The 25,786-nt window shown below is 70.2% G+C and carries 31 protein-coding genes and 2 tRNA genes; 24 read left to right on the forward strand and 9 right to left on the reverse strand.

The window, feature by feature from the left end; all coding sequences use genetic code 11:
• The first annotated feature begins 7 nt into the window (after window positions 1–7).
• A complete protein-coding gene (locus ACIRSU_RS16785) occupies window positions 8–646 on the forward strand; it encodes a potassium-transporting ATPase subunit C (RefSeq protein WP_403792748.1) in 639 nt (212 codons plus the stop codon).
• A gap of 33 nt (window positions 647–679) precedes the next feature.
• Here the strand turns inward: ACIRSU_RS16785 and ACIRSU_RS16790 are convergent, their stop codons facing one another.
• Both ACIRSU_RS16790 and ACIRSU_RS16795 read right to left on the reverse strand, forming a co-directional pair.
• On the reverse strand, window positions 680–2,104 hold the full coding sequence (locus ACIRSU_RS16790; RefSeq protein WP_403792750.1) for a DHA2 family efflux MFS transporter permease subunit: 1,425 nt from the start codon (window positions 2,102–2,104) through the stop codon (window positions 680–682).
• A gap of 13 nt (window positions 2,105–2,117) precedes the next feature.
• Complete coding sequence (locus ACIRSU_RS16795) at window positions 2,118–2,750, reverse strand: NADPH-dependent FMN reductase (protein ID WP_403792752.1); 633 nt, start codon at window positions 2,748–2,750, stop codon at window positions 2,118–2,120.
• 127 nt (window positions 2,751–2,877) lie between these two features.
• Between ACIRSU_RS16795 and ACIRSU_RS16800 the strand changes: the two genes are divergently transcribed.
• The gene (locus ACIRSU_RS16800) at window positions 2,878–3,579 is read left to right on the forward strand and encodes a TetR/AcrR family transcriptional regulator (protein WP_403792753.1); all 702 of its coding nucleotides are present in this window, start codon (window positions 2,878–2,880) and stop codon (window positions 3,577–3,579) included.
• Here ACIRSU_RS16800 and ACIRSU_RS16805 read toward each other — a convergent pair.
• From ACIRSU_RS16805 to ACIRSU_RS16820, 4 genes are all read right to left on the reverse strand, one after another.
• The gene (locus ACIRSU_RS16805) at window positions 3,549–4,376 is read right to left on the reverse strand and encodes an L-threonylcarbamoyladenylate synthase (protein ID WP_403792755.1); all 828 of its coding nucleotides are present in this window, start codon (window positions 4,374–4,376) and stop codon (window positions 3,549–3,551) included. The two genes, ACIRSU_RS16800 and ACIRSU_RS16805, sit on opposite strands and share 31 nt — an antisense overlap.
• 61 nt (window positions 4,377–4,437) lie before the next feature.
• Window positions 4,438–5,484, reverse strand: a complete 1,047-nt coding sequence (locus ACIRSU_RS16810) for a serine hydrolase domain-containing protein (protein WP_403792757.1) — start codon at window positions 5,482–5,484, stop codon at window positions 4,438–4,440.
• A gap of 270 nt (window positions 5,485–5,754) precedes the next feature.
• Window positions 5,755–5,830: transfer RNA gene (locus tag ACIRSU_RS16815), tRNA-Arg, on the reverse strand.
• Window positions 5,831–5,920: 90 nt separating this feature from the next.
• Window positions 5,921–7,615 (reverse strand): ATP-dependent nuclease, encoded by a 1,695-nt coding sequence (locus ACIRSU_RS16820; protein ID WP_403792759.1) that lies wholly within the window; start codon window positions 7,613–7,615, stop codon window positions 5,921–5,923.
• Between the two features lie 276 nt (window positions 7,616–7,891).
• Between ACIRSU_RS16820 and ACIRSU_RS16825 the strand changes: the two genes are divergently transcribed.
• Together ACIRSU_RS16825 and ACIRSU_RS16830 are read left to right on the forward strand one after the other, a co-directional pair.
• Complete coding sequence (locus ACIRSU_RS16825; protein ID WP_403792761.1) at window positions 7,892–8,359, forward strand: GntR family transcriptional regulator; 468 nt, start codon at window positions 7,892–7,894, stop codon at window positions 8,357–8,359.
• Window positions 8,356–8,934, forward strand: coding sequence for an HD domain-containing protein (locus ACIRSU_RS16830; RefSeq protein ID WP_403792763.1), 579 nt, complete (start codon window positions 8,356–8,358; stop codon window positions 8,932–8,934). Before ACIRSU_RS16825 ends, ACIRSU_RS16830 begins: the two co-directional genes overlap by 4 nt.
• Here ACIRSU_RS16830 and ACIRSU_RS16835 read toward each other — a convergent pair.
• Both ACIRSU_RS16835 and ACIRSU_RS16840 read right to left on the reverse strand, forming a co-directional pair.
• Entirely contained in the window at window positions 8,922–9,395 is a 474-nt protein-coding gene (locus ACIRSU_RS16835; RefSeq protein ID WP_403792765.1) for an NUDIX domain-containing protein, read from the reverse strand. The genes ACIRSU_RS16830 and ACIRSU_RS16835 overlap by 13 nt on opposite strands.
• A gap of 2 nt (window positions 9,396–9,397) precedes the next feature.
• The gene (locus tag ACIRSU_RS16840) at window positions 9,398–10,114 is read right to left on the reverse strand and encodes an XRE family transcriptional regulator (protein ID WP_403792767.1); all 717 of its coding nucleotides are present in this window, start codon (window positions 10,112–10,114) and stop codon (window positions 9,398–9,400) included.
• 638 nt (window positions 10,115–10,752) lie between these two features.
• Here ACIRSU_RS16840 and ACIRSU_RS16845 point away from each other — a divergent pair.
• From ACIRSU_RS16845 to ACIRSU_RS16935, 19 genes are all read left to right on the forward strand, one after another.
• Window positions 10,753–11,019 (forward strand): DUF6284 family protein, encoded by a 267-nt coding sequence (locus ACIRSU_RS16845; RefSeq protein ID WP_403792768.1) that lies wholly within the window; start codon window positions 10,753–10,755, stop codon window positions 11,017–11,019.
• Window positions 11,016–11,618 carry a hypothetical protein gene (locus ACIRSU_RS16850; RefSeq protein ID WP_403792770.1) on the forward strand — a complete coding sequence of 201 codons (603 nt, stop codon included), beginning with the start codon at window positions 11,016–11,018 and terminating at the stop codon, window positions 11,616–11,618. The genes ACIRSU_RS16845 and ACIRSU_RS16850 overlap by 4 nt, the downstream gene beginning before the upstream one ends.
• Window positions 11,615–11,893: a hypothetical protein gene (locus ACIRSU_RS16855; RefSeq protein WP_403792772.1), complete on the forward strand. Its 279-nt coding sequence runs from the start codon at window positions 11,615–11,617 to the stop codon at window positions 11,891–11,893. The genes ACIRSU_RS16850 and ACIRSU_RS16855 overlap by 4 nt, the downstream gene beginning before the upstream one ends.
• Entirely contained in the window at window positions 11,890–13,041 is a 1,152-nt protein-coding gene (locus ACIRSU_RS16860) for a conjugal transfer protein (RefSeq protein ID WP_403792774.1), read from the forward strand. Before ACIRSU_RS16855 ends, ACIRSU_RS16860 begins: the two co-directional genes overlap by 4 nt.
• Window positions 13,038–13,376, forward strand: coding sequence for an RRQRL motif-containing zinc-binding protein (locus ACIRSU_RS16865; protein WP_403792776.1), 339 nt, complete (start codon window positions 13,038–13,040; stop codon window positions 13,374–13,376). Before ACIRSU_RS16860 ends, ACIRSU_RS16865 begins: the two co-directional genes overlap by 4 nt.
• Window positions 13,377–13,396: 20 nt before the next feature.
• Window positions 13,397–13,591, forward strand: a complete 195-nt coding sequence (locus tag ACIRSU_RS16870) for a hypothetical protein (protein ID WP_403792778.1) — start codon at window positions 13,397–13,399, stop codon at window positions 13,589–13,591.
• Window positions 13,588–13,965 (forward strand): DUF6251 family protein, encoded by a 378-nt coding sequence (locus tag ACIRSU_RS16875; RefSeq protein ID WP_403792780.1) that lies wholly within the window; start codon window positions 13,588–13,590, stop codon window positions 13,963–13,965. The genes ACIRSU_RS16870 and ACIRSU_RS16875 overlap by 4 nt, the downstream gene beginning before the upstream one ends.
• Window position 13,966: 1 nt before the next feature.
• The gene (locus tag ACIRSU_RS16880) at window positions 13,967–14,158 is read left to right on the forward strand and encodes a hypothetical protein (RefSeq protein WP_403792782.1); all 192 of its coding nucleotides are present in this window, start codon (window positions 13,967–13,969) and stop codon (window positions 14,156–14,158) included.
• 247 nt (window positions 14,159–14,405) lie between these two features.
• Complete coding sequence (locus ACIRSU_RS16885; protein ID WP_403792784.1) at window positions 14,406–14,606, forward strand: DUF6257 family protein; 201 nt, start codon at window positions 14,406–14,408, stop codon at window positions 14,604–14,606.
• Window positions 14,607–14,700: 94 nt separating this feature from the next.
• Complete coding sequence (locus ACIRSU_RS16890; protein ID WP_403792786.1) at window positions 14,701–16,779, forward strand: cell division protein FtsK; 2,079 nt, start codon at window positions 14,701–14,703, stop codon at window positions 16,777–16,779.
• A gap of 152 nt (window positions 16,780–16,931) precedes the next feature.
• The gene (locus tag ACIRSU_RS16895; protein WP_403792788.1) at window positions 16,932–17,174 is read left to right on the forward strand and encodes a hypothetical protein; all 243 of its coding nucleotides are present in this window, start codon (window positions 16,932–16,934) and stop codon (window positions 17,172–17,174) included.
• A 154-nt stretch (window positions 17,175–17,328) separates the two neighbouring features.
• A complete protein-coding gene (locus tag ACIRSU_RS16900) occupies window positions 17,329–17,541 on the forward strand; it encodes a hypothetical protein (protein WP_403792790.1) in 213 nt (70 codons plus the stop codon).
• Complete coding sequence (locus ACIRSU_RS16905; protein WP_403792792.1) at window positions 17,520–17,867, forward strand: hypothetical protein; 348 nt, start codon at window positions 17,520–17,522, stop codon at window positions 17,865–17,867. The genes ACIRSU_RS16900 and ACIRSU_RS16905 overlap by 22 nt, the downstream gene beginning before the upstream one ends.
• Window positions 17,868–17,945: 78 nt before the next feature.
• Entirely contained in the window at window positions 17,946–18,674 is a 729-nt protein-coding gene (locus ACIRSU_RS16910) for a DNA methylase (RefSeq protein ID WP_403792794.1), read from the forward strand.
• Window positions 18,671–19,516 carry a bifunctional DNA primase/polymerase gene (locus ACIRSU_RS16915; RefSeq protein ID WP_403792796.1) on the forward strand — a complete coding sequence of 282 codons (846 nt, stop codon included), beginning with the start codon at window positions 18,671–18,673 and terminating at the stop codon, window positions 19,514–19,516. Before ACIRSU_RS16910 ends, ACIRSU_RS16915 begins: the two co-directional genes overlap by 4 nt.
• 2 nt (window positions 19,517–19,518) lie before the next feature.
• The gene (locus tag ACIRSU_RS16920) at window positions 19,519–20,994 is read left to right on the forward strand and encodes an ATP-binding protein (RefSeq protein WP_403792798.1); all 1,476 of its coding nucleotides are present in this window, start codon (window positions 19,519–19,521) and stop codon (window positions 20,992–20,994) included.
• Window positions 20,995–21,068: 74 nt separating this feature from the next.
• On the forward strand, window positions 21,069–21,365 hold the full coding sequence (locus ACIRSU_RS16925) for a hypothetical protein (RefSeq protein ID WP_403792800.1): 297 nt from the start codon (window positions 21,069–21,071) through the stop codon (window positions 21,363–21,365).
• 565 nt (window positions 21,366–21,930) lie between these two features.
• Entirely contained in the window at window positions 21,931–22,125 is a 195-nt protein-coding gene (locus ACIRSU_RS16930) for a helix-turn-helix transcriptional regulator (RefSeq protein WP_403792802.1), read from the forward strand.
• A complete protein-coding gene (locus tag ACIRSU_RS16935) occupies window positions 22,125–23,528 on the forward strand; it encodes a tyrosine-type recombinase/integrase (RefSeq protein ID WP_403792804.1) in 1,404 nt (467 codons plus the stop codon). The genes ACIRSU_RS16930 and ACIRSU_RS16935 overlap by 1 nt, the downstream gene beginning before the upstream one ends.
• A 166-nt stretch (window positions 23,529–23,694) precedes the next feature.
• On the opposite strand, the gene ACIRSU_RS16940 is transcribed toward ACIRSU_RS16935, so the two are convergent.
• Window positions 23,695–23,767: transfer RNA gene (locus tag ACIRSU_RS16940), tRNA-Arg, on the reverse strand.
• A 273-nt stretch (window positions 23,768–24,040) separates the two neighbouring features.
• Here ACIRSU_RS16940 and ACIRSU_RS16945 point away from each other — a divergent pair.
• Window positions 24,041–25,783, forward strand: a complete 1,743-nt coding sequence (locus tag ACIRSU_RS16945; RefSeq protein WP_403792806.1) for a dynamin family protein — start codon at window positions 24,041–24,043, stop codon at window positions 25,781–25,783.
• Window positions 25,784–25,786 lie beyond the last annotated feature (3 nt).

Genomic DNA, 25,786 nt, shown 5'->3' on the forward strand with positions numbered 1-25,786 from the left:
TGCTGACATGAACAACTCCATAGGAAGCGCGGGGCGGTTGCTCTGGGCGGGCCTGCGTGCCCTCCTCGTCCTCACGGTCGTGCTCGGCGTCCTCTACCCGCTGGCCGTCACCGGCCTCGCCCAACTCGCCTTCCCCCACCAGGCCAACGGCTCGGAGATCAAGGACGCGAGCGGCCGGGTCGTCGGCTCGGAGCTGATCGGACAGAGCTACACGGACCTCAAGTGGTTCCAGTCGCGCCCGTCGAACGGCCTCGGCACCAACTCCGTCAACACCCGGTACAAACTGATCCTCTCGGGCGCGACCAACCGCTCCGGCGACAACCCCGAACTGATCAAGTGGGTGACCGACGCCAAGACGGCCGTGATCAAGGACAACTCGACCCCGGACTTCACCGTACGGCCGCAGGACGTGCCCGCCGACGCCGTCACCTCCTCCGGCTCCGGCCTCGACCCGCACATCTCGCCGGAGTACGCAAGGCTCCAGGTGCACCGGGTCGCCGAGCTGAACCACCTCACCGTCGCCCAGGTCGACAAGCTCGTCGCCGACCACACCGACGGCCGGATCCTGGGCTTCGTCGGCGAGCCCCGGGTCAACGTCCTCCGGCTCAACATCGCGCTGAAGGCGCTGATGTCGAGCCGGGGTTGATCCGAGGCGGGAGCCGGAGCCGTCGCGAGGCGGTCAGCGGGTGGCGGCGCGGGGCCTGCCCGGCAGGAACAGGGCCGGTACGAGGGCCAGGGCGAGCAGCGTCGCCGCCACCGCGTACGTGGTCCGGAAGCCGGCCGGGCCGATGCCCGTCGAGCCGAGGACCACCGAGCACAGGGCGGTGCCGATCGACGCGCCCACCTGCGAGTTGATGCTCAGGGCCGTGCTGGCGGCAGCGAGCCGGTCCTTCGGCAGGCCGCGGCTCGCGATGGTCATCGTCGGCATCAGGACCATGCCCGCGCCGGCGCCCATCACCATCGCGGAGCCGAACACCTGCCAGACCGGCGCCCCGTCCCGGCCGGTCTGCACCGCGCTCAGCGCCATGCCGAGCGCCGCGAGCGCGACGCCGGCCGGGATCATGCGCCGGGGCGCGACGTGGTCGATGCGCCGGGCCGCGAGCTGCATGGTCAGGCCGACCGTCAGGCCGACCGGGATGGACAGCTGCCCGGCCGAGCTCGCGCTGAACCCGCGTACCCCCTGCCAGTAGAGCGGGGCGAGCAGCATCGAGCCGAAGTAGCCGCAGGTGAAGAGCGCCAGGGTGCCGATCGCCGTGGCGAAGGTGCGGTCGCGCAGCAGCCGCAGGTCGAGCAGCGGCGCACGGGCCGTCAGGGCGCGCCGGACGAAGGCCGCGACGAGCAGCACACCGGCGGCCGTGGGCAGCCACGCCCCGAGGGCCGTGAAGTCGCCGGCCTCGCCGCCGCGCGCGAGCCCGTAGAGCAGCACGGCGAGACCGGGGGAGAGCATCAGCAGACCGGGCACGTCAAGGCGCGGCGCCGGGGCGCCGGCGCGCGGCGCGTCGGGGCGCAGCAGCCGGGCCGCGAGGAGGAGCGCGGCCGCGCCGATGGGCAGGTTGACCAGGAAGATCCAGTGCCAGGAGGCGGCGTCGACGAGCCAGCCGCCGAGCGTGGGGCCGATCACCGGGCCGACCAGGACGGGCAGTCCGCCGACGGCCATCGCCTTGCCGAGCCGGGCCGGGTCGGCGGCGCGCATCGTCATCGCCATGCCGACCGGCATCAGCAGTCCGCCGCCGAGCCCCTGTACCGCCCGGAAGGCGATCAGGCTGCCCGCGTCCCAGGCGCAGGCGGCGAGCAGCGAGCCGAGGGTGAAGAGGACGAGTGCGGTGAGGTAGGTGCGCTTGGCGCCGATCCGGCCCATCGCCCAGGCGGCGGTCGGGATGACGGCGGCGAGCGCGAGGGTGTAGGCGGTGGCGGTCCACTGGATGGTGGTCAGCGGGGCGTGGAAGGCCGTCGAGAGGCTGCGCAGCGCGACGTTGACGATGGTCATGTCGAGGACGGACATGACGGAACCGATGACGGTGACGGTGAGGACGCGGCGGAGCGGGGTCCCGGTCGTGGTGTCTTCGGCGGGCCCGCGGCGCGCGCCGAGCTGGGTGGTGCTCATGGTGCGTGCCCCCTCACACCTGGTACGGGCGCTCGGCGCGGGCGGTACGCAGGGCCCGGCCCCACCAGGTGAGCTGGCCCAGCATGCCCTTGGCCGCGCCCTCGGCGATCGTCCCGTCGAGCGGGGTGCCGTCCTCACCGAGCCCGTTCCACGGGCCGTGCAGGCTGACCTGGTCGCGCACGGTGGTGGCGTGCAGTTCGGCGAAGACCGTGCGCAGCTGCTCGACCGCGCGGACGCCGCCGCCGAGCCCGCCGTACGAGACGAAGCCGACCGGCTTGGCCTGCCACTGCGGGTTGTGCCAGTCGATGAGGTTCTTCAGGGCCGCGGGGAAGCTGTGGTTGTACTCGGGCACGACGACCACGAAGGCGTCGGCGGCGGCCAGCTTCGGCGTGACCGGGGCGAGCGCGGCGACGGCCCGGGCGCTGGGCGTGCCGCCCCAGCCCGGCATGGCGAGCGGCAGGTCGACCTCGGCGAGGTCGATCACGTCGAACTCCATGCCGCCGTGCCGCTCGGCGACGTCCAGGAACCAGTTGGCGACGGCGCGGCCCTGCCGGCCCTCGCGGACGCTGCCGACGAGGACGGCGACGCGCAGCGGGGCGTGGGCGTCGGTGGCGTTCTCACGGTTCTCAACGGCAGTCGTGGACATGGCTGTTCCCCCTCCAGGAGCGGCCGGGACGCCCGCTGCGTCCGGCACACCAAGAAGGTACAACGCTCGTTGTAAAAAGTGCAACGCTCGTTGTACTTCACTGGCCGTACGGGGGTAAGGTGCCGATATGAGCAGCAGCAACGACGCCTGGATCGAACGGGCCCGGCGCGAGGTCCCGCCCCGCAAGCTGGAGAAGCAGATCGCCATCGTCCGCCAGGCCTGCCGGGTCTTCGGCCGCGAGGGCTACGCGCGCGCCTCCGTCGACTCGCTCGCCGCCGCGGCCGGCGTCTCGACGCGCACGCTCTACAACCACTTCCCGGGCGGCAAGGCCCAGCTGTTCCAGACCGTCATCACCTGGACGGCCAACGAGGTGCGCGACGCCCAACTGGCCACGATCCACACCCTGCTGAACCCGGAGCGCCTGCCCCACCCCGACAACCTCGAACGCGATCTCGTCGCCGTCGCCCGCGCGTTCGCAGACCTGATCACCGACTACCCGGACCACTTCGCCCTGGTCCGGCACATCCACGCCGAGGCCGACCACGTCCCCGCCGAGGTGCTCGCCGCCTGGCGGGAGGCCGGGCCCGCCTCGGTCGCCGCCGCCTTCGCGGTCGCGCTGACCACACTCGCCGACGGCGGCCTGCTCGACCTGCACGGCAACCCCGAGCTCGCCGGCATCCACTTCACGGTGCTCACCTCGGGACTGGTCCTCCAGACCTCCCACTACGGCGTCCTGCCGCTGCCGGATGACGTGACGGACCGCCTGCTCAGGGGCGGCGTGGCGGCCTTCCTGCGCGCCTACCGGGCCGAAGGCACCGAAGCCGCGTAGGTACGGGCCTGGGGCCGGGGCCCGGCGGCCCGCTCGGCCAGGACGAGCGCGAAGCCGTGGTTCGCGGCCACGGACCGGATGTGCTCGGCTGACAGCGACCCGGCCCGCTCCAGCGTCAGCGCCGGCAGCCCGCCCCGCCCGTACCCCGCCGAACGGTGGAACGACACCACGCTCACCGACACCGGCGCGTGGTACGGGTACCGCAGCCGGGCCGCCCCGTCGTCCGGGTGCACCAGGACCCGTACGCCCGGCTCGTGACCGAAGTCGCGCACGGCACCCTCGCCGCGCCAATGGGGCAGCTCGCACGAGCGGTTGGCGGAGGTGACGAAGAGGAAGTCCGTGCCGGTCCGCTCCTGGGCGGCGGCGAGGAAGGCGTTCGACGGGCAGTGCCGCCCGGGCGCGACGACCTGCACGGTCCGCACGCCGTCCCGGCCGTCCGTGAGGTGCCCGGGGATCCGGTCGGCGGCGGGCCCCCGGAAACCGAACGGGCCCAGCTCGTACAGCTCCTCCATCAGCGACCGCACCTGCCGCCGCGGCAGGTCGGCCGGCAGCCGGGTCCAGTCGAACAGGCCCGGGATGCCCGCCGGGACGGTGGTGACGCTGCCGGCCCGCCCGTCCGGGCGCCCCTTCAGCCGGTTCACCCGGGCGACCGCCTCGAGGTCGGGCCGTGCGGTCAGCGCGTAGAAGTTGGCGAAGCCGTGCACCACCGCGCGCCCCTCGCCCAGCTCCCGGGCGGCCTGCTGCACGGGCTCGGCATCGCCCAGGACCAGCTCCGTGTCCTCCCGCAACGTTGTCACTCGCACTCCTCGCTCGCCCGTCTGATCGTTTACGGCGTGCAACGATCCCGGCCCTCTTCGGTCACCTGGCCGGAAACACCGCCTCCCGGAACGCGTCCCGCACCGCCGTCACCGGGCCGGTGTCGCGCGTGAAGTACAGCTTGTTGGTGAGCAGCACCGCCCAGCGGCGACGGCTCGGACTGACCCACATCCCGGTCCCGGTGAAGCCGTAGTGCACCCACACGTCGTCCCGTACCGCCGTGCCGGGCGCCGGATGCCAGAACAGTCCGCGCACGGGGGAGAGCCGGCCGGTACGGGCCCGCAGCGAGTCCGCCGCCCACTCCGCCCCGAACGGCGGCCGCACCGGATCGAGCACCTGCCGCAGGAACCGCCCGAGGTCGCCCGCCGTCGAGAACGTCCCCGCGATCCCGCACGCACCGCCGAGCAGCCGCGTCGAGAAGTCGTGCACGGTGCCCTGGAGATGGCGCCCGGACTCCTCGTCGTACTCCGTCGGCGCGCAGCGCGCGGCCGCCGCGGCGGGCAGCGGCCCGTACCGCGTCTCCGCCATCCCGAGCGGCCCCCACACCCGCACCTCCGCCAGCTCCCTCAGCGGCCGCCCGGTCAGGAACTCCGCCAGATACCCGAGCACCAGCGCCGCCCGGTCGGTGTACTCCACCGCCTCCCCGGCCCGCCGCCGCAGCACCTCCCGCAGCACCCCGTCCCGCACGTCCTGCGGATCCGTCCCGTACAGCGCCCGGAGATTGGCCCGTAACGGCAGCCCCGCGGTGTGCGTGAGCAGCTGCAGCGCGGTGACGTCCCCGAGCGGATACCCGGCCACCTCCGGCCAGAAGCTCCCGAGCGGAGCCTCCAGCCGCAGCTTCCCCGCCTCGACGAGCGTCCCGACCACGGGCCACACGGCGATCACCTTGGTGAGGCTCGCCAGGTCGAACAGCGTGTGCGGGACGGCGGGTTCGCCGTCCGGCGCAAGGCGCCCGACCGCCCCGCCCGCCGTCCCCCCGGAGGCATCACCGACCGCCCAGACGGCCCCCGGATACACCCGGTCGCGCACCCCGTCCTGGAGGAGCCGTCCGATGCGGGCGATACGGCCTGGGCCGAGCGTCGTGTTCACATCACCTGTGTACCCGCCGCGACACGGCCGTCACCCCTCGTACGCGCGAGGGCGACCCGTCAGCGGTCCCGGGCGGCCGTGCCGGTTCCACTCGCGCCGGTCCGGCCACAGCAGGCCCGGACACCCCTCCTTACGAGGCCGCCCCTGGCCGATTCCAGCCGGACAGATCCAGCCACCCGAGGCGCACCCCCCGGGCGCCCCCGTGCCCCGGCCGAAACCCACCCCCGACCAGCAGAAAGACCCTCCCGAAGGAGGGTCTTCGTCGTGCGCCCCCGGCAGGACTCGAACCTGCGGCCAAGTGCTTAGAAGGGACTTGGCCGCACCAGGGGTGACGGCTTGCTGACCTGCTGCGTTGCCCGCCAGCGAAACTCGGCCCTCGCTCTTCTCTCGCGTATTCACCGGAGAAGGCCGTTCCGCTTCTGTGGCCAGTCCTTCGTCAAGGTCTGCGCGCTGCTGCGTCCAGTAGCGCGTTGAGGTGCTTTCGGGCGTCTTGGCCTTTGTGTGCCCCCGCTGCGATGGCCGCCGGCAGCCAGGCTGGGCCCTTGGCCACGTCTACAGAGCGTGCGAAGTGCTCAAGCTCGCCCACGTGGACGGGAACGATGCCTGCCTGCCTCAGTCCTTCGAGGAGGGAGCTGGCGGCGGCGTGTTCAGTCCGAAACGCAAGCTCGCCGTACTGCTTGAGCGCCGCCCACGGACTCTCCTTTGCCCGCAACTGGGCTGAGAACTCTCTGCGAACGGCGGACGTGTATGCGTCTCCCTTTCGGCTCTCGAAGATAGCGTTCAAGGATTGCAGGACGTCTTGAATTAGCGTCTTGTCTTGCGGTTGCCTGAACTGCGCGGTAGCTTTGGCATAGTTCCCTTCAAGCGCTCCCCAATCTGCATTCATGGCTTGAACGAGAGTGCGAAGCTTATTCTTGTCGTTCAGGATGTCGAGGTCGGGACTCACGACTACCGGAACTCTCACCGATCGCAGAAGCTTTGCCAGTCGTGGGAAACCATCCTTTCCTCCTGCGGGCACGAAGAGGATGTCGCGAGGGGGCGCTCCGGATCCTTCCGTAGTGGGCAGGCATTCGAGTGTTGAAGCGTAAAAGGTGCAATCTCTTTCTGCCTCCGCCAGGATGACGGCCTTATGAAACAATCCGTCTAGTACATTGGTGTATCTCAGGACGGGGTCTTCCCAAATCTGCTTCAAATCGTCAACGTTCAGTTGGTGTCCACGCGAAATCCATTCTTCGCTTCGATCCAATCGAATGATTGAAACCTCGGATCCGGCTTGCAGGATACCTGCAAGGATATTTCGATCGTGCGTTGCGAGGATGATTTGAGTGCTCTTTGACTGCGACAGCTCGCCAAGGATTCTTCCCAGAGCGAAGGCTTGGGGTGGGTGCAGGAATGCCTCTGGTTCGTCGATGAGTACGACTTCATGTGAGGCCGTAACGAGCGGCATCATCAACCCAATCAGACTCCTCATGCCGTCGCCTTGGGTCATTAGCTCGGGAAGGCTCTCGATATCCAACCAGTATTCTTCCGTGACTTCATCGATTTTTGGGCTCGAGAGTTTAGGCCTTCCAACGCGCAGGATCAGGTTTCTTCCGACGCTATCGAGAGTAATCTCTTGACCGAAGACTTGCTGTGAGATTGCGTTGATCTCGCGGGTAAGATCTGGTCGATCCTGAAGGACGTGCAACGGATGATCGGCGGGGTCGCTGTAGCGAACCCTTTTCTCTTGGGATTGAATGAAACTCAGTCGTTGCCAGGCGTCGCAGAAGAAGCAGAGGAATTCACTCGCCTCCTGGGCTCCGGCAGGAAGATTCATGTCAGAGAAGATGCTTTGGAGGGACGCTTTTCTGATGTGTGTCCCTGGGGCCTTAAAGTATGTATCGCCGGGTGATGGTTCATAACTCTTCGCGTGATTCGAAACCCAAGCGATAGCGTCGGCGGCACTCCCTGTGAAACTTAGTTGAACACTAGAAACCGCTGTCTGATTTCCCGATCCTTGTCCGCGGGGACCATTCTTTGCGAGGTTCGCCAAGTCTCTGAGGAATGTGGACTTGCCGACGTTGTTCGGGCCGACGACGACAGTTACGCCATTTTTCGGTAGCTGAAGGGTCTCGCCGTCCTTGAGGGTCACGGATGAAATATTGAAGGAGAATCTACTTGCGTCTCCGTCGGTAGATTTGGGGTTCATTTCTCTCCCTATGCCTAGAACCCCTCAGGGTATCGTTGCTGGCTGTGGTTTGTGGGGGAATCTCCCGGTGCATGCTCGTGCAGTCAGTGCAGCCCTCGCGGGAGGGCGCGCCGGCCCGGTTAGCCGATGCTCGACGCTCTCGCTCAAGGTCCTGGCCGGATACCGGAGAGGGGCCGTGCGAGGCTTGGGGGTCAAGGCGGGAGTGGAGAAGGAGATCAGGTGGCGGAGCAAGCGAGCCCTCGCGGGACCTTCCTGAAGATTGCGGATCAGCTCAAGGCTCAGATCGCCGCCGACGCGAGCATGACCGAGCTGCCGTCGCTGGCGGAGGTCACTGCCGAGCATGGCGTATCTCGTGGGGTGGCCCTCCGGGCGTTCCGTGCGCTCCAAAAGGAGGGCCTTGCCGAGCCGGTGCCGGGTTCCCGGTGGCGTGTGGTGCGGGCGGGGGAGTCCGTCGACCGCCGGCCGCTGCCCGAGCGGATCGCCGCGCTTATCACGGCTGAGGGTCTGGAGGTGGGGGCAGTCTTCCTCAGCGAAGGGGAACTGAGTACCCGCCTCGGGGTGTCCCGCCCCACCATCAGCAAAGCCATGGGTCAGTTGGAGGCCGCCGGCCTGCTCACCGAAGGAGGGCAGGGGAAGCGCCGGTCCGTCCGGGCCCTGCCGTCTCAACAGGAGGACTCGAAGTCTTGACCACTGCCACACTCACCGAATGGGCCTACCCGCTCGCGCAGTCGCTGCTCGCAGACCCACTCCCGCGTCGCTGGCAGCACTCCCTCGGCGTCGCCGAGCGGGCGCGAGCGATTGCGGAGATCCTGGGGCCGGACGCCGAGCTGCTGGAAGCCGCCGCGGTTCTGCACGACATCGGCTACTCGCCCGACCTCGCCAAGACCGGCTTCCATCCGCTCGACGGCGCCCGCTACCTCCGGAGTGTCGGCGCTGACGAGCGCGTCGTGCGGCTGGTCGCTCACCACTCCTGTGCCTGGATGGAGGCGGAGGCGCGCGGAATGCGGGAAGAGCTGGAAGCCGAGTTCCCTCGCGAGGAGGAGCACCTGGCGGACGCGCTCTGCTTCTGCGACATGAACACCACGCCGGACGGGACCCCCACGAACCCCCTGGACCGCATCAACGAGATCGCCGGCCGCTACGGCGCAGACAGCCTGATCGGGCAGTTCATTCGGCGCGCCGAGCCGGAGATCCTGCTGTGCACGGTCCGCGTGCTCACCAGGGTCTCCGAGGCGAAGGTTGCCGCGGCTCAGCCGATGTAGGGCGCGCTGCGGCTCCCGTCCAGCGCGTGCTGGATACGGAGCCGCATCGTGGAATGGATATCGAGTTCGGCCAGGTCCGCCGGGTCCACCCAGCGGACCTGTGTCGTCTCGTTGCTCGTGCGGATCTCCCCGCCGACCGGCCGCGCGCGAAAGCAGATGCTGAACTGCTGCCGTGCCTCGCCGTCGTCGTACAGCATCACGTGCCCGGGGTCGGTGTAGATCCCGGACAGGTCGAGCACCTCCGCCTTGATGCCGGTCTCTTCCCAGACCTCTCGCACCACGGTGTCGCTGATGGACTCGCCGACGTCGTGGCCGCCGCCTGGCAGAGCCCAACGGCCGTTGTCCGAACGCTGGATCATCAGCACCTGACCGGCGTCGTTCTGCACGAATGCCACGACTGAGGGGACCACGCTGTTCGCGGCCGGCGCGTCGGGGTCGTGAAGGTAGTCGATGCGTCCCATGCTCAGGCTCCCGTGAAGTCGTGGTCGGCGACCGGGCGCGCGCCGCCCCAGGTCTGTTCGATGCTATTGGCGTACGTGTCGAAGAGCCCGCCGCCGGGCATCCGGCGCAGGTGGAGTACGGGCGCCATGTACGCCCCAATCCCGTAGACGTGGGTGTTGACGAGCATCTCGTCGTCCGCGCGGAAGAGCGAGTTGTACAGCGTCGCGTCGTGCAGCCGGATCCCGATCTCGGGGTGGCTGGCGAGGAGCGGCCGGTAGTTCATGAGGGCGTTGCGGATCTTGCCGTCCATGATTCTGTGCCCCTCGTCGATCCCGCGCTGCCGGACCGCGTCGCACGTCGGGTCGCCGAGCAGGAGTCGCACCTGGGCAGTCGCCGAGACCTTGCTCTTCAGGATCTGGTGAAACTGGGGGTCCTCGGAGAGCCACAGCCCGGCGTAGACCAGCACGTCAACGTGCTTGGAGGCGCGGCCGTACATCTCGCGCCAGAGCCCCGCCGGCACCATGTGCCGGTGCGGGTAGACCGTCACGATCTCGGCCTTGCTCAGGTCCGTAGACGTCTCGACCGCGCGGTCGTCGTCCCACAGTGTCGTCACGTCGGTGCCGAGCTTGGCCGCCACGGCGTACTGGTGGCGCCGGTACGGAACCTTCCCCTGAGTGATCCAGCGCTCGACCGTCTTGGGGTTGACCTCGATGGTCTCGGCGAGCTGCTGAACGGTCATGCCCTTAGCGAGCAGGGCGGACCGTAAGCGCTCATTGGGCTTGGGCATCTTCACCCCCGCGTGGGACGTCTTGGGATGTCTTGACCGTAGCCAGAAGGCCCTGAGGTGTCCACGCGCGGGGTGAACAACGCCCCTGACCTGGCGCGATTCTGATGGTGCGCCAGGAAGTCCCGGCGCGAAAGCGAAGAGCCCTTGCGGCCCTGCTTGACGAGACACGATGCAGTACCTGTAATAGAGGTATCGCATCGAGCTCCCGCAAGGAGAGCTTGGGGGAGCCCTTCTTTGGGCTGCCCCACTGCACGACACAGGAGCCCCGCGTTGGTCGGGGGGAGGCGGCCCGGCGCCTTGTCATTAACCGGAGGGCTTAGACCGAAAGGTCACGTTCCCATACGCCTTCGCCAGGCATGGCGGCTCTACCTGACACGGGAGTCGCAGACCTGAAGGGGACATCGCACTACCCATCTCGCCGCAGCCGTTCGGCTGCGGCCGGTTGCCTCCTCTGCTCGTCCGGTCCCGTTGGGGCTGTACGGGCGGGGCTGAGGGGAGCCGGAGATCCCTGGTTCTAACGGCGTGAGCCCCCGGCGGTAGGACGCCGGGGGCTCGGTTCGGGCCGTTCCTGTCAGAGAGGAACACACCCAATGAAGTCCATCGCTGCACTTCAGGCCGTTGTTACGGCCGTCGCGTTCGACGGTGAGCCGTCGGGCGCGGAGCTGGACGCGATCGAGCAGGAGATGCCGCTGATCCTGGCGGAGGTCGAGCTGCTCGACGCGCAGATCATGACCATCGACCGTCCGGCGAGCGAGCTGGACGGCCGGCGCATCCGCCGTGCCCGCAACCGGGTCCTGGCCGAGCGCCGCAACCTCACGAACCGCGCCGGCCTGGCGCGGGCGGGCGGTGCCGCATGATGACCACCGCCCCCGACGAGAAGGTGCTGTTGGACCACCGGGGCAGCCGTCGTCCCACCTTCGACATCCCGCTCGACTACGAGCAGGCCCGTCTCGGCATGGCGTTCCATGAAGCCGGTCACGCGGTCGTCGCCATTTCCTACGGCGTGCACGTGAAGACCAGCGAGGTCATCGCCTGGAGCACCGGAAGCGACGGTTACGCGCTGACCGGGAACACCTCCTTCCAGTCCGACGACGTCAGTCCGTGGCACTTCGCCGCGCAGTGCGCCGCTGGCGAGATCGCGCACGTGCAGTACCTCATGGCCTACGGCCTGTGGACGCCGGAGCGTGCCGCTGCCTGCGCCGCCGACCACGACCGCGACCAGGCGATCGACGTTCTTATCCAGTTCGGCTACTGCCTCGGCCGCGACCATGTCCCGGCCGGCGGGAAGTCCTGGGGTCAGGTGCGGGGCATGGCTCGGCGCCGGGTCGGGCTGCTGTGGCGGGAGATTCGCGCCGTGGCCCACGCCATGAACGAGCAGACCAAGCTCACCGGCGAACAGATCGCCGCCATGACCGGCCTGGTCAACGCCCCGCTTCCCGAGGGAGTGGCAGCGTGAGCGAGCAGACCGAATCCATCGACGCGGTCATGGACCTGGTGGCCGCGATCGTCGAGGCGCTGACTGTGCCGTTGCCGTCGCTCGCGCCGGCCGATGAGCGAGCCCACTACCGGCTGCTCGACAACCGCACCGCGGAGCTGCGAGCGACCCTCATGGGCGTCCTGAAGCACCCCGGGCCGCTCGACGACACGGCGACCATCATCCGCCGCGGTGTGGCCGACCTTCCCGTCACCTACCCCCCGTTCCGCTTCGAGGAGCCGGAGGGTGAGGGATGAACGCCACTGGTAAGCCGCTGAGCCGAGTCCAGAAGGTGGTGCTGGGGCTCGCGTTCGTTCCGATGCTCGCCACGGGCGGCGCCGGCGCTTTCGGCACCTTCACCAACATCCGGGCCGCCTACGGCTCCGGCACCGCGGTGGGTGCGGTCGCGGCTGGCGAGGGCGCGACGGCCGTCCTGGCGATCGTGCTGCTCGGTCTGACGCTACTGGGGCAGTCTGCCCCGGTGGTGATCCGGGCGGGGCTGTGGGCTCTTCCCACTGCCGCCTCGGCGATGTCGGCGATGGCGGCCAAGACGCCGGGCGAGATGGTCATCTACGCGCTGACCCCGCTCGGCATGACCGCGTCGGCCGAGGGCGCTGCGTTCCTCGCTCGGCGGATCGTGGTCTATCGCGACGGCCGCGACGCCGAGGCTGAGCGCCGCGCGGCCGAGGTCGTTCAGTCCCTCGCCTATCACCGGGCGCGGGCCGCGAACCACCCCGACGAGAACGTCCGACGCAAGTCGGACCTGAAGTCATGGAAGCTCGCGCGGAACGTCGGCGCCGGCGACCTCGCCCTCGGCGAGCGACTGCTCGACGTCCAGCGCGCCCAGCTCACCGAGGGCGCCAACGCCGCCCTCGCCGCCATGTTCACCATCACGACCACCCCGGAGCTTCCCGCCGGACCAGTCGAGCAGCCGGGCGGCATGACGGTGGAGCTGGAGGTCGACCGGTCTACCCGACTGACCCCCTCCGCGAATGCGGAGGAAACAACCCAGATCGGCATGGAACGGTCTACCTCTGAGCAGCCCGTTCCGGCCCTGGAACCGGTCCCGCTCGACCCCGACCCGTGCGACCTGTTCGAGCCGGAAGAGTCCACCCCGCCCGTCGTGGTGGAGCCGGTGGAGTCGACCGGTCCGGCCGTGGTCCGGGCGGTCGCCGCCGAGCAGTCGACCCCGCGTCGGGTGACCCGCCGGGTGCCCGAGGCGGCCAAGACCACGGTGCCACGCCGCTCCAAGGACGAGCTGTTGGCCGAGGCACGTCAGTTCACGGAGTCGTGGCCAGTTGAGCATCTGACGGCGGACCGGATCCGCAAGGCGCTGCGCACGTCGCCGGAGAAGGGGCGGTGGCTGCGCGACACGCTGAAGGCTGAGAGGACGGCCGCGGCGTGAGCACGATCCCCGTCTACCGCTGGCGTCTCGCGCCGGAGGGGTTGGCGACGGTCGGGCAGCTCCGGGCGCAGGGTCTGCGCCCGGGTGGTCAGGACGTCGCCGCTCAGCTCGAACGGCCCCGCCGCCGGCGCGGCCCGCTCGTCGCGTTCCTCTACCGGGTCGACCTGGCGCTGCCGGTCCGCCCGATGACGCCCGCGAAGTGGGCCGCCCTGGAGCGCGCGAACGCTGCTCGCCGAGTGTGCCCGCAGTACGGCCAGGACGTGGGCTACCGCATCCCGCCGACGCTCGGCATGTGCACCCCCTGCGCCTTTCCCGACACCGCCACCGCCGCGTGAGCGGCACCGAGGAGACGACCGTGAACAACCGACGCGACGACCCGCTGTTCATCGCCTACATGCGCTCCTTCGAGGCGTCCGTCACGCACGCCGGCGCCTGCCTGGACTGCCAGGAGGAAAGGCCGTGCGCCGTGGGCGACCCCATCCACACCGAGTTCACCGCCCTCCAGGACGCCTGGACGGAGCGGGCCCGAGCCGAAGGGAAGAAGCCGTGAACAACCTCCCCGAGCCCGTCCGGGTCGTTCAGCTCCCGGACGGCACCTACACCTACGCCGACCAGCTGCCCGCCGTCTCGCAGTCGGCGGCACCGCAGGTGATCCACCAGCACATCCACCAGGCGCCGCCCGACCGCACGGTGCAGCGCATCGCGCTCGGCTCCGGGGGCGGCGCCGGCGCGGTCGCGGCCGGGGTCTACTTCGGCCCACTACTCGTCGGCGCGCTGACCGCGATCGCCGCGAACCTGGCCCTGCTCGCGTTCCTCGCCGTCGCCCTCGCCTGGGGCGTGGTCACCGTCGTCCGCAGCCTCGGCGGACCGGAGGGCAAGAGCGCGGCCAAGACCCTCAGCCGCGCCCGCCGGAAGGGGAAGTGACATGTTCCGCGCCGGAGACAAGGTGCTGATCCTGGCGTGTGAGGACGACCCGCGCGCGGTCGGCAAGACCGGCCGGGTCCTGGACGAGGTACCGCCCGGCCCGCTCACCAACGGCCGCTGGACGGTCAACCGAATCAGCATCGGGATCCGCCCGGTCCTGGTCCACAGCCACGAGATCCGCAAGGTCGACTGACGCCTGCCTGTCCACCCCCGGAGCCATCGCGCCGGGGGTGGGCGGGGAGCCGGGACAGTCCCGCGCCCACCACACCCACCTGGGAGAACCCGATGTTCGGCACCAACCGCAAGTCCATGGACTGGTCCTGCTGCCCGGGCTGCCGCAAGCCGGTCCCGCGCCCCAACCCGCCCAAGTGCCCCCGCTGCAAGTTCACCCTGCACCGCTGACCGATCCCGCCACTCACCGCATCGTCTGGAGGCATCCGATGGCCAGGAAGAACGCCGAGCCGGACCCGAACTACCCCAAGCTCACCGCCGGTGAGCACGCCCGTATCGCGTTCAACGTCGCCCGCATGTGCAAGCGCTCCCTCGCCGGCGAGAACGCCGACCGATCCGACCTGGAGCGCAGGGTCGACCGCATCATCGACCGCGCCCGTGACCGAGCCGAGAAGAACGACCGCAAGTAGCTGTGCCCCGGGGCGGCCGACAGCCGCCAAGCATCACCGGCCGCCCCGGGCTCTGCACCACCGCCCCGTTTTCGAGCAGCAGCAGGAGACCAGCATGACCGAGATGCCCGCGGCCGCGCACCTGCGCCCGGTGCCCGACCTCGACCTCGACGATGAGACGCCCACCGCGCCCACGCTGGTGGACAACCCGAACCTGCCCGACCCGAAGGTGACCGTCGAGAAGCGCAAGCCGGTTCTCGCCGGATGGCTCACCAACCGGCGTGACTTCCTCGCGACCGCCCGCCACACGTCCGCGAACGTCGGCTACGCCGCGCTCTACCACGGCGTGCGCATCCCGGTGTATGCCGGGCGTCTGGCCCTGATGTCCCCGCGCGGCGCGTGCCGGTTCGTCGCCTCCACCAACCGGTGGGTGTGGGACCGTGAGGCCGCGCCGCTGCGGGACTACGCGGTGCGGACCGAGGACGTCGAGGAGTACATGCGGCTGTCGAAGCTGCGGGCCGGACGCATCCGGCTGCGCGGTCTCGTCACCCTCGTGGCCGCGGTGTTCGGGGTCGGGTTCGCGCTGTGGCTGTACGTCGTCGCCCCCGCCTACCTGTACGTGTTCGCCGCGGGCGGGGTGCTGCTGCTTGGCGCGGCCGGCCAGCAGCCCGACGCCCCCGTCGTCGGCCCGGCCGTACTGAAGACCGAGGTGCAGAAGCTCACCGGGTCGATCGTGCTGCGCGGTCTGGACTCGATCGGCAACGCGAAGATCTCCGCCGCCATCAAGAAGGGCGGCGACATGAACGGCCTGCGGTTCGTCTCCGAGATCGTCCGGGACGGGCCCGGCTACCGCGCCGACCTCGACCTCCCCTACGGCGTGACGCCCGAGGACATCATGGACGCCCGCAAGCCCCTCGCGTCCGGCCTGCGCCGCAAGACCGGCTGCGTGTGGCCGTCCCCGGACCCGACCGAGCACGAGGGCCGCCTGACGCTGTGGGTCGGGGACAAGCCGATGAACGAGACCACCAAGCCCGCCTGGCCGCTGCTGAAGACCGGCACGGTCGACCTGTTCAAGCCGGTCGTCTTCGGCAACGACCAGCGCATGCGCGACGTCTCGGTGACGCTCATGTTCGCCTCTATCGTGATCGGCTCGATCCCCCGCATGGGCAAGACGTTCCTGATGCGGCTGCTCCTGCTGATCGCCGCCCTCGACCCGCGCGCGGAGATCCACGCGTACGACTTCAAGGGCACCGGAGACTTCGGCGCCCTGGAGCCGGTCTGCCACCGCTACCGCGCCGGCGAGGACGACGAGGACATCGAATACGTCGTCGCCTCTCTGCGAGAGCTGCGCGAGGAGCTGCGGCGCCGGGCGAAGGTCATCAAGTCACTGCCCCGCTCGCGCTGCCCGGAGTCGAAGGTCACCCCCGAGCTGGCGAGCGACAAGAGCCTCGGGCTGCACCCGATCGTCGTCGGGGCCGACGAGTGCCAGGTTCCCTTCGAGCACGACGAGTACGGGGCAGAGATCGAAGAGATCTGCACGGACATCACCAAGCGCGGTCCCGCGCTCGGCATCGTCGGCATGTTCGGCACCCAGCGCCCCGACGCCAAGTCCCTGCCGACCGGCATCAGCGCCAACGCCGTCCTGCGGTTCTGCCTGAAGGTCATGGGCCACACCGCCAACGACATGGTCCTCGGTACCGGCGCCTACAAGGCCGGATACCGGGCCACGATGTTCTCCCGCTCCGACCGCGGCATCTGCTGGATGGCCGGCGAGGGCGACGACCCCCGCATCGTCGCCTCCGCGTTCGTCGATGCCGTCGCCGCCGAACAGGTCGTCGCCCGCGCCCGCCAGGCCCGCGAGGAGTACGGCAACGTCACCGGCCACGCCATCGGCAAGGGCCCCGACAAGACCGCCGGCACCGACATCCTCGCCGACATCCTCGACGTCATCGCCGCGGACGAAAAGGCCGTGTGGTGCGAGCGGATCGCCACCCGCCTGTCCGAGCTGCGCCCGGACACCTACGCCGGGTGGAAGGGCGAGAACGTCACCGCCGCGCTCAAGCCCCACGGCATCAAGCCGGGCCAGGTCTGGGGCACCACCGACGACGGCAAGGGCGCCAACCGGCGCGGCATCGACCGCGCCGACATCACCGCCGCCGTCACGAAGCGTAAGGCCGAACGGGACGCGGCCTGACCCAGCAGCACTGCTAGACCTAGCACCCGCGCCTGCTAGGTCTAGCACCCCCGCTAGCACCCAATAGGGCCACTGACCTGCGGACTAGCGTCTAGCGGGCCATCTGCGAAAACCCCTGGAAACCGCCCCTGACGAAGGAAGGTGGCCCCTCCATGGCCATCGCTAGCCTCGCCGCCCTGCTCACCCTCGCCGGTTACGCACTGTTGTGTGCCGTGTCGCCGTTCGCCGACTGCCGCAAGTGCCGCGGACTCGGCTCCAAGGTCGTCCTCGACCGCAAGGGCCGCCCCAAGCGAGACAAGACCTGCCGCCGCTGCAAGGGCCGCGGCAAGCGACTCCGCCTTGGCCGACGCCTGCACAACCACAGCCGCGCCATCCACCACGCCGGCACCCGCTGAGGCACGAAGCGGCCGACGGCGCCCGTCATCAGACGTACCCCGCTCCTAGCTGGAGCCAGGCGGACGCGCCGTCGGCCATGCCCCGAGCTTGTCAGCACCCGGGGCCCGCGCAGCCTACCCAGCCACCCCGACCAGCCGCCAAGGAGTAACCAGCATGGCCGTGACCATATCCCTGGTCTTCCTCTTCGGACTCGTCCTGTTCTTCCTCCTGCGCTCCAACAGCCTCAGCTACGGCTCCGCGTTCATCGCCGTCGGATTCGGCTTCTTCCTCGCCTCCACCGGCGCCGCCGGACCCATCAACAACCTCGCCAACGCCGTCCTCGACGCCATCCCCCACCTCTGTGCATGGACGCCGTCCCCTACCTGAACTGGGGCGACGCTCGGCACTTCGACCGCTTCCAGGACCGGCCCTGCTGCCTGTGCGGCAGGTTGACCCCTCTGCGGTCCCATGCCGACGAGCCCGTCCACAAGGTGTGCGCGGAGGAGTGGAACGCCACCCACCCCGGTGAGCCCCGCCTCTACACCGTGCCCGACAAGAACCGCCCGGACCGCCCCCAGCACGACGTCGGCACCTGGCGCTTCCACAACGACGGCCCCACCACCCCGATCCTGTCCCGCCCGGTTGGTACCGCGACCTCGCCGTACCGCGAACCGGACGACGACGACGGCGACCTCACTCTGTTCGCCGTCTGACAACGCCGAAGGCGGCCCCCTCACGCCAATGACCGGGGCCGCCCTCATCCACCCAACTCAACAGTGGAGGTCACCAGCATGACCCATCCCGTCCTCATCCGGCGAGAGCACGGCACCCGGCCGTTGCTGCTGGATCTGTTCTGCTGCGCCGGCGGCGCCGCCATGGGCTACCACCTGGCCGGGTTCGACGTCGTCGGCGTCGACATCGCCCCGCGCCCGAACTACCCCTTCACCTTCGTTCAGGCCGACGCGCTGGAGTACCTCGCGGACCTGATCGCCACCGGTGAGATCGAGCGGTACGCGATCGCCCATTCCTCCCCGCCGTGCCAGGCCGAATGCGCCCTCACCATCGGCACCAACCGCTCCCGAGGCTGGGGTCGCGACCACGCCGACCTGGTACCCCCGACCCGCATTCTGCTGGAGGCGTCCGGCCTGCCGTACGTCATCGAGCAGCCCAACGGCCGCGCCGAGATCCGCAAGGACCTGACCCTGTGCGGCGAGATGTTCAGTCTCGGCGTCCTGCGACACCGCAACTTCGAGCTGGGCCGCTGGACGGTCGCCCGGCCCGCCCACGTGAAGCACCGGGGCCGGGTGCGCGGGTGGAGGCACGGGGAGTTCTTCGACGGCCCGTACGTCGCCGCCTACGGCAACGGCGGCGGCAAGCCCACCGTCCCGGAGCTTCAGGCGGCGATGGGCATCACGTGGACCGACGTCCGCGAGGAACTGACCGAGGCCATCCCGCCCGCGTACAGCCGCTGGATCGGCGCCGCGTTCCTCGCCCAGACCCGGACGGGGGTGGCGGCATGATGACCGCCGTCGCCCTGAGCACCGCGCTCAGGCTCGCCGCCGGCGGGCTGCCGGTGCTGCCACTGAGCATCGACAAGCGGCCGTTCGGCAACTGCCCCGAGTGCGCAGACAACGCGTGCGGCGGGCGGCCGAACATGAAGACCCCCGGCCCCTGCCTCTGCCCGCGGCCGTGCCACGGCTGGGCCGCCGCCACCCTCGACCCCGACGTGCTGTCCTCCGGCCCCTGGGCGGCCGCCTGGCGCCGCGCCGGGGCCGTTGCCTACCACCCCGGCGGCGCCGGCGTCACGGTCGTCGACCTCGACAACGCTGACGCGGTCGAGTGGGCCCGCGCGACGCTGCCGGCCACCACGACCGTGGCCACCACCCGCGGGGAGCACTGGATCTACCGGGGGACGATCCGATCGGTCAACGCCGTCCGCGATGGTGTCGACATCAAGTCCCTGATGTCCTACGCCCGCTGGCTCGGCGGCGGCACCGGCACCATGGCCGAGCTGCCGGACGTCGTGCGGGCGCTCGCAGAAGAGAAGCCCAGCGCGGTCCGGCTGGCGCCGCGCGCCGTGACCGTGCCCGCGCCGGCCGGGGGCGGCGAGTGCTGCCACCGGACGCCCGCCTACCTGGAGCGCGGCATCGCCATGGCCGAGCAGCAGATCACCGCAGCGGACAGCGCGATCCACAACACCGTGTACCGGACGTTCCTGGCGGTGCTGTCCAGGCACGGCCGGTGCGGCTGCCTCACCGAGGCGCACATCGCCCGGCTGTTCACCGCCGCGCAGGCCAAGGGGGAGTCCCCGCGGCACTGCACGGACGCCTGGACCAACGCCACCACGACGCTGGGGCTCTGACCATGTCCGAGGACGAGAAGAACCCGGCCCGCGAGATCATCACCGACTACGCACAGAGCCACTTCCGGTACTTCCGCACGGTCGACGGCACTGTCTACGCCCAGCGCAACGGCCACCCTGTCGCCCGCCCGATCCGCTCCCAGGGGACCACCGGCAGCCACCGCCAGGAACTCATGGTCGGCCTGTTCCGAGACGGGCTCGGCGTCTTCAACGGAACCGCCTTGAAGGAGGCACTCGACTTGATCGAAGCACTCGCACTCACCGAGGACGTCCAGCCCGTCCACATCCGCGTCGCCCCCGGATTCGACGGCGCCACCTGGCTCGACCTCGGCCGCGACGACGGCAAGTCCGTCCGCATCCAGCCCACCGGCTGGGACATCACCGTCCCCGACCCGCGCGAGGTCTGCTGGCGCCGCACCCAGCTCACCGGGGAACTCCCGATGCCGGTCAAGGACACCGACGGCAAGGGCATCGACCTGCTGATGCGGCTGTGCAACTTCTCCGACGCCCGCGCCGAGAGCCTGGCACTGGCCTGGCTGATCGGCTGCCTCGGCCCCGACGTCCCCGTCCCCGCCCCCTTCCTCACCGGCCCCCAGGGCGCCGGCAAGTCCACCGCCGGCAAGATGCTCGTCCGCATCATCGAGGGCATGAGCGGCGACCTGCGGCGCGCCCCGAAGGACGAGGAGAACCTGATCACCGCTGTCGCCGCCGGATGGGTCACCGGCCTGGACAACCTCTCCCACCTCGGCCCCGACCTTTCCGACCTGATGTGCTGCATCGTCACCGGCGCCGAGAACATCAAGCGCGCCCTGTTCACCGACGGCGATGTGGTGCGCGCCCGCTACCGCCGGCCGATGCTGCTGACCGGCATCGACGTGGGCGTCATCCGCCCCGACCTCGCCGAACGCCTCCTTCCCCTCCGCCTGGAGCGCCCGCGGGTGCGGCGGACCGAGGCGGAGCTGTGGGCGGAGTTCGCCCGGGACCTGCCCCTGATCCTCGGCTCGGTGCTCGACCTGGCCGTCACGGTCCGCGCGACCGAGGCCGACATCCCCACCGACCTGCGGATGGCCGACTTCGCCCACCTGTGCGCGCAGCTCGACGCATCCCGCAGCCTCGGCGCGCTGGACGCGTACCGGGCGAGCCTGGACGACCTCAACGACGACGTCATCGAGGGCGACCTCCTGGCGCAGACCGTCCTCAAGCACGCCGCCGGCATCGACCCGGGCACGGCGATCCGGATGACGTCCGCCGAGTGGCTGCACGGCCTGACCCAGCTCTACACCGGCGAGGGGGAGTTCAGGCCCCTGCCCAAGGGATGGCCCACCACCGGCAAAGTCCTCTCCGACCGCCTCAAGCGCCTCCAGCCCGTCCTCGCCGCCCGTGGCGTCCTGGTCGACTGGGGCCGCAAGAACAGCGCCCGCTACATCGAGATGACCCGGCCCAAGCTGCCGCAGGACGAGCCCCAGACGATGTTCTAGGGCACCTTGCCAGAGTGGCTCAAGGCGTTGCTCGCGCGCCCCGGGGGCCGTGGTGGCACGACCCCAGTGCGATCATGCAGCGGGTGAGCAACGAGCTGCCCGAGGGCTGGACGATCGAGCGAGTGCGCGCGGAAGCGGCGGACCCTGAAGCGGTCCTGCTGTCCCTCGACCGGCTGGTCGTGATCGAGGAGATCGGCCGCACGGACTACACATCGCTCGTCCCCGACATCATCCTGGCCCTTCCGTCCTTCAACATGAGCCTCGCCCGCGTTGACAGCGCCTGGTACTTGGGAGACCTCGAACCCGACGGCTCAATCATCTGCTGGGCCGCTTACGGCACCGACCTGGGCACCGTAATCCGAGGGCTGTGACGAATCGGGCGGGTTGACCTGCTCACCTCCCGCGTCCCTCGCCCGCGAGCCCTACCGCACAGACAAGAGGAGCACCCCGGCCCAGCGCGGGCGGGTGCTCCTCTTGCTCTTCGGCGGCTTGCCGCCGCCCAAGGGGCGTGCCGCTTCGCGGCTCCCCATTCACGCCTGAAGGCGCGCGCAACAACAGAACACAGGCCCCCCTTTTTCCTAAGTAGGAAGACGCTGCGTCACCTGCGTCACCACGGCCCCGAAGACCGCTCCTCACCTGCATGAACGAGGGTGACGCAGAGCTCGAATCTCTGCGTCACCCTTCGTCACCTGCGTCACGCCGTGACGGACGGCTCCGTCACCGGTGACGCAGGCCGCTGCTCGCTGCGTCACCGAAAAGCCACAGGTCAGACACCAAAAGTGACGCTGATGACGCAGTGACGCAGAAATTCCCACCTCGGACAGACGCGGGCTCTTGAGAAGCCCCGCTCCCGGCCGCGTGATGCCTGGTGCCGGCAGCGCGCAACCTACGCCGACCCACAGCAACCCCACCTCCATTCCCTTAGGAGGGACACCCATGGCCGCGCCTAAGACCCGCGCGATGCTCACCGTTCCCGAGCTGTGCGACGAGCTCGGCATCACCCGCTCCACCTTCTACGACTGGCGCCAGAAGCAGCGGGCCCCTCGCTGCATCAAGCTGCCGAACGGCGCCCTCCGCGTGCGCCGGCTCGACCTTGACATCTGGCTGGACGAGCACGAGGACGCTGCTTGATGGACACGACGTACGACGTGAAGTTCTGGAAGACCTCCGTGTACGTGGGCAAGAGGAAGACCACGTACACGGTCCGCTGGATCCTGGAGGGAGAGGAGTGGCGGAAGCCGTTCCACAACGTCGCTCTCGCGGACTCCTTCCGCTCCGGACTGGTGTCCGCCGCGAGGAAGGGGGAGGCGTTCAGCCTCTCCACCGGCTTGCCGGTCTCGTACCAGTCCCGAGCTGCCGGCGTGAAGTGGTACGACTTCGCAATCCAGTTCGTGGACCAGCTCTGGGAGCGGACGTCCGCGAACAATCGGAGGAACGTGGCCAAGGCGCTCACGCCCGTCACGATCGCTCTGCTCCGCTCTCAGCCGACCGCGTTCAAGGGAGTCGACGTTCGTCGGGCCCTCCGCGAGTACGCCTTCAACACCCTTCAGCGGGACCAGGCTCCGCCGGAGGTCGCAGTGATCCTGCGCTGGGTGCAGCGCAACTCGCTCGCCATGTCTGCATGGGAAGACGAGGACACCGTGGAGACGGCACTGCGCGCAGCCGGGACGAAGCTGGACGGCACGCCCGTGGCCGCCAGCTCGGCCCGGCGGACCAAGCGCGTCCTGAACGTCCTCTTCGAGTACGCGGTCAAGAAGAAGGTGCTCACGTCGAACCCCCTCCCGAAGGGCAAGGGCACCAACACCACGGCGACCAAGACGTCCTCCGCCGTCGACAAGCGGTCGCTGCTCAACAGCGAGCAGGCTGCCGGACTGCTCGCGTGGGTCTACGCGCGGCCGCGGGGCGGCCGGCGGCTGCACACCTTCTTCGCCACGATGTACTACGCCGGGGCCCGGCCCGAGGAGGTCGTGGCCATCGACGTCGGGGACGTGCGACTGCCCGCCCCGGGCGCCGAGGACCAGTGGGGAGAGCTGCTGCTTCACACCGCCCACCCCGAGGTGGGCAAGCGGTGGACGGACACGGGAGAGGTGCGAGAGAAGCGTGGGCTGAAGGCGCGGGCCGCGGACGACACCCGCACCGTGCCCTGCCGCCCGGCCCTGACGCGGATTCTCCGCGCCCACATCGAGAAGGAGGGGTTGAAGCCTGGCGATCTTCTGATGCAGGGGGAGAAGGGCGGAGACCTCGCTGGGTCCGTGATCAGGCGGGCGTGGCGGCGAGCGCGGAAGGAAGTGCTCACCCCCTACGAGTTCGGCACGCCCCTGGGCCGCCGCGTGTACGACCTCCGGCACACGTGCTTGACCAACTGGCTCAACGCCGGCGTGCCCGCCGCCACCGTGGCCGAGTGGGCGGGCAACAGCGTCCCGGTGCTGCTCACGACGTACGCCCGCTGCATCGACGGGCAGCTCGATGACCTGAAGAAGCGCATCGAGCAGGCGGGTGAGCTAAGGGATCCGGCCAAGCCCGGGGCTGCCTGAGATCTTCACCGCGTATTCTCCGCAGCCACCCGCAGAAACCCAGTCACGGCCGGACGCAGCCGGACACTCCTTGGGCCCGCCGGGGGAGTGTCCGGCGGCCCGGGACGATCGCGAAAACCCCAATTGACCAGCAAAAAGACCCTCCCGAAGGAGGGTCCTGATCTTGCGCCCCCGGCAGGACTCGAACCTGCGGCCAAGTGCTTAGAAGGCACCTGCTCTATCCGCTGAGCTACGGGGGCCCGTGATGGTGGGGTCAAGGATAGGGGTCCGACCACCCTGGCCCGGTTGCTTCACCTGCGTGGCACGATGTGGAGGTTCGGTGAAGCGGTCCGATAATCGCAGGCAGGTGCGATTCGTGCAGCGCTTTTCGCGCCACTCGGGCCGGGTGTTGTGCAGTCGTTATGCCCGGGGGTGCGGTCGAGGTCCCCGGCTACATCCGTTCGGTCGGCGCGCAGGGCCGCTATACGCTTCAAAAAGGCTCCAAAATTGGGCATTCTTCGCATGTGGTGACCTTGGACGAACGGCCTCAGCTGATCGACGCACTCTCCGCCCTGCGCGACCGTGTCGCTGCCGTGCGTCTCCCCCTCCCGCTCCCCGGCGCGCCGCGGGCCCGGCAGACCCGGGCCGAGTTGCTCGCCCAGCTCGACGACTACCTGGTGCCCCGTCTGAAAGATCCCGACGCGCCGCTGCTCGCGGTCGTCGGCGGCTCCACCGGAGCCGGGAAGTCGACGCTGGTCAACTCGCTGGTGGGACGGCGGGTCAGCGAGGCCGGGGTGCTCAGGCCGACCACGCGGACGCCCGTGCTCGTGTGCCACCCGGAGGACCACCACTGGTTCGCCGGAATGCGGGTGCTGCCGCAGCTCACCCGGGTCTGGCTGCCGGCGCAGGACGACGACCACCCGCCCGAGGAGCCGCCCGAGGACAACGCCCTGCGCCTGGAGACCGCCGCCACCCTGCCGCGCGGGCTCGCGCTGCTCGACGCGCCCGACATCGACTCGCTCGTCGTGGAGAACCGGCTCCTGGCCGCCGAACTGATCTGCGCCGCCGACATCTGGGTCATGGTCACCACCGCGTCCCGGTACGCCGACGCCGTGCCCTGGCATCTGCTCCGTACCGCCAAGGAGTACGACGCCACCCTGGTCACCGTCCTCGACCGGGTCCCGCACCAGGTCATCGGCGAGGTGTCGCGGCAGTACGAGGCGCTGCTCGACAAGGCCGGCTTCGGCGACCTGCCCCGGTTCACCATCCCCGAGCTGCCCGAGTCCACCGGCGGCGGCAGCGGGCTGCTGCCCGACAACGCCGTCGCCCCGCTGCGCAGCTGGCTCGCCCACTGCGCCCAGGACCCGGCCGCCCGCCAGCAGGCCGTCGGCCGGACCGCCGCCGGCGTGATCGACTCGCTCGACACCCGGATGCCGGAGCTGGCCGGGGCGGTCGCGGCCCAGTACGCGGCGGCCGTACGGCTCGGCGGCGCCGTCGAGGCCGCGTACGAGGAGCAGGGGCGGCGGGTCCGCGAGCAGGTCCGCCGGGGCGCCGTGCTCGCCGGGGACGCCCGGACCCGCTGGCGCGGGTACCCCCGTGACAGCTCCGCCGACGAACTCGTCGACGCCCTCGTCGAGTCCCTCGCCGCGCTCGTGCAGTGCGCCGCCGCCGCCGCCGACGAGCGGGTGCGGGACGCCTGGCGCCGCGAACCGGCCGCCGGGGCCCTCGTGTCCGGGACGATCGCGGGCGGCGCCCTCGCGTATGGCGCGCCCGCACCCGGCGGCCTCGCGTACGGCGCCCCCGCGTCCGGTGAACGGACCGGGGGGCGGAGGGACTTCGGTAAGGACTCGGGCAAGGACTCCGGCGAGCGGATCGCCATCACCGTACGGCGCTGGCGGCGCGTCCTGGAGGAGATGGTCGAGGAGGAGGTACGGGAGACGGAACGCCCGGCCGCCTCGCGGGGCCCGGTCAGGGCCGGGAAGCGCGCGACCGCCGCCGCGGCCCCCGACACCGAGACCCTCACCGCCCTCCTCGCCGCTGTCCTGCTCGGCGGGCGCCGCACCCGCGCCGCCGGCGACCGGCTCGCCGAACTCCTCGGCGCCCAGGGCGCGCTGCGCCTGCGCGACAAGGGCGGCGAGCTGCTCGCCGCGTATCTCGACCGCGCCCTGCACACCGAACGCGACCGGCTGCTCGCGCCCCTCGACGCCCTCGACGTGACCCCCGAGCCGCAGGCCGAACTGATCGCCGCGCTCTCCGTACTGCAGAAGGAGAAGTGACGC

The sequence above is a fragment of the Streptomyces sp. NPDC101160 genome (genome assembly GCF_044768205.1).
Lineage (GTDB): Bacteria > Actinomycetota > Actinomycetes > Streptomycetales > Streptomycetaceae > Streptomyces.

What these genes read in the sequence shown, in the direction of transcription:
- ACIRSU_RS16795 (WP_403792752.1), bottom strand. Translation starts at nt 2,750, where the DNA reads ATGTCCACGACTGCCGTTGAGAACCGTGAGAACGCCACCGACGCCCAC.
- ACIRSU_RS16860 (WP_403792774.1), top strand. Translation starts at nt 11,890, where the DNA reads ATGAACGCCACTGGTAAGCCGCTGAGCCGAGTCCAGAAGGTGGTGCTG.
- ACIRSU_RS16930 (WP_403792802.1), top strand. Translation starts at nt 21,931, where the DNA reads ATGGCCGCGCCTAAGACCCGCGCGATGCTCACCGTTCCCGAGCTGTGC.
- ACIRSU_RS16835 (WP_403792765.1), bottom strand. Translation starts at nt 9,395, where the DNA reads ATGGGACGCATCGACTACCTTCACGACCCCGACGCGCCGGCCGCGAAC.
- ACIRSU_RS16880 (WP_403792782.1), top strand. Translation starts at nt 13,967, where the DNA reads ATGTTCCGCGCCGGAGACAAGGTGCTGATCCTGGCGTGTGAGGACGAC.
- ACIRSU_RS16785 (WP_403792748.1), top strand. Translation starts at nt 8, where the DNA reads ATGAACAACTCCATAGGAAGCGCGGGGCGGTTGCTCTGGGCGGGCCTG.
- ACIRSU_RS16925 (WP_403792800.1), top strand. Translation starts at nt 21,069, where the DNA reads ATGCAGCGGGTGAGCAACGAGCTGCCCGAGGGCTGGACGATCGAGCGA.
- ACIRSU_RS16915 (WP_403792796.1), top strand. Translation starts at nt 18,671, where the DNA reads ATGATGACCGCCGTCGCCCTGAGCACCGCGCTCAGGCTCGCCGCCGGC.
- ACIRSU_RS16905 (WP_403792792.1), top strand. Translation starts at nt 17,520, where the DNA reads ATGGACGCCGTCCCCTACCTGAACTGGGGCGACGCTCGGCACTTCGAC.
- ACIRSU_RS16840 (WP_403792767.1), bottom strand. Translation starts at nt 10,114, where the DNA reads ATGACCGTTCAGCAGCTCGCCGAGACCATCGAGGTCAACCCCAAGACG.
- ACIRSU_RS16850 (WP_403792770.1), top strand. Translation starts at nt 11,016, where the DNA reads ATGATGACCACCGCCCCCGACGAGAAGGTGCTGTTGGACCACCGGGGC.
- ACIRSU_RS16935 (WP_403792804.1), top strand. Translation starts at nt 22,125, where the DNA reads ATGGACACGACGTACGACGTGAAGTTCTGGAAGACCTCCGTGTACGTG.
- ACIRSU_RS16790 (WP_403792750.1), bottom strand. Translation starts at nt 2,104, where the DNA reads ATGAGCACCACCCAGCTCGGCGCGCGCCGCGGGCCCGCCGAAGACACC.
- ACIRSU_RS16800 (WP_403792753.1), top strand. Translation starts at nt 2,878, where the DNA reads ATGAGCAGCAGCAACGACGCCTGGATCGAACGGGCCCGGCGCGAGGTC.
- ACIRSU_RS16885 (WP_403792784.1), top strand. Translation starts at nt 14,406, where the DNA reads ATGGCCAGGAAGAACGCCGAGCCGGACCCGAACTACCCCAAGCTCACC.
- ACIRSU_RS16910 (WP_403792794.1), top strand. Translation starts at nt 17,946, where the DNA reads ATGACCCATCCCGTCCTCATCCGGCGAGAGCACGGCACCCGGCCGTTG.
- ACIRSU_RS16845 (WP_403792768.1), top strand. Translation starts at nt 10,753, where the DNA reads ATGAAGTCCATCGCTGCACTTCAGGCCGTTGTTACGGCCGTCGCGTTC.
- ACIRSU_RS16895 (WP_403792788.1), top strand. Translation starts at nt 16,932, where the DNA reads ATGGCCATCGCTAGCCTCGCCGCCCTGCTCACCCTCGCCGGTTACGCA.
- ACIRSU_RS16900 (WP_403792790.1), top strand. Translation starts at nt 17,329, where the DNA reads ATGGCCGTGACCATATCCCTGGTCTTCCTCTTCGGACTCGTCCTGTTC.
- ACIRSU_RS16920 (WP_403792798.1), top strand. Translation starts at nt 19,519, where the DNA reads ATGTCCGAGGACGAGAAGAACCCGGCCCGCGAGATCATCACCGACTAC.
- ACIRSU_RS16890 (WP_403792786.1), top strand. Translation starts at nt 14,701, where the DNA reads ATGACCGAGATGCCCGCGGCCGCGCACCTGCGCCCGGTGCCCGACCTC.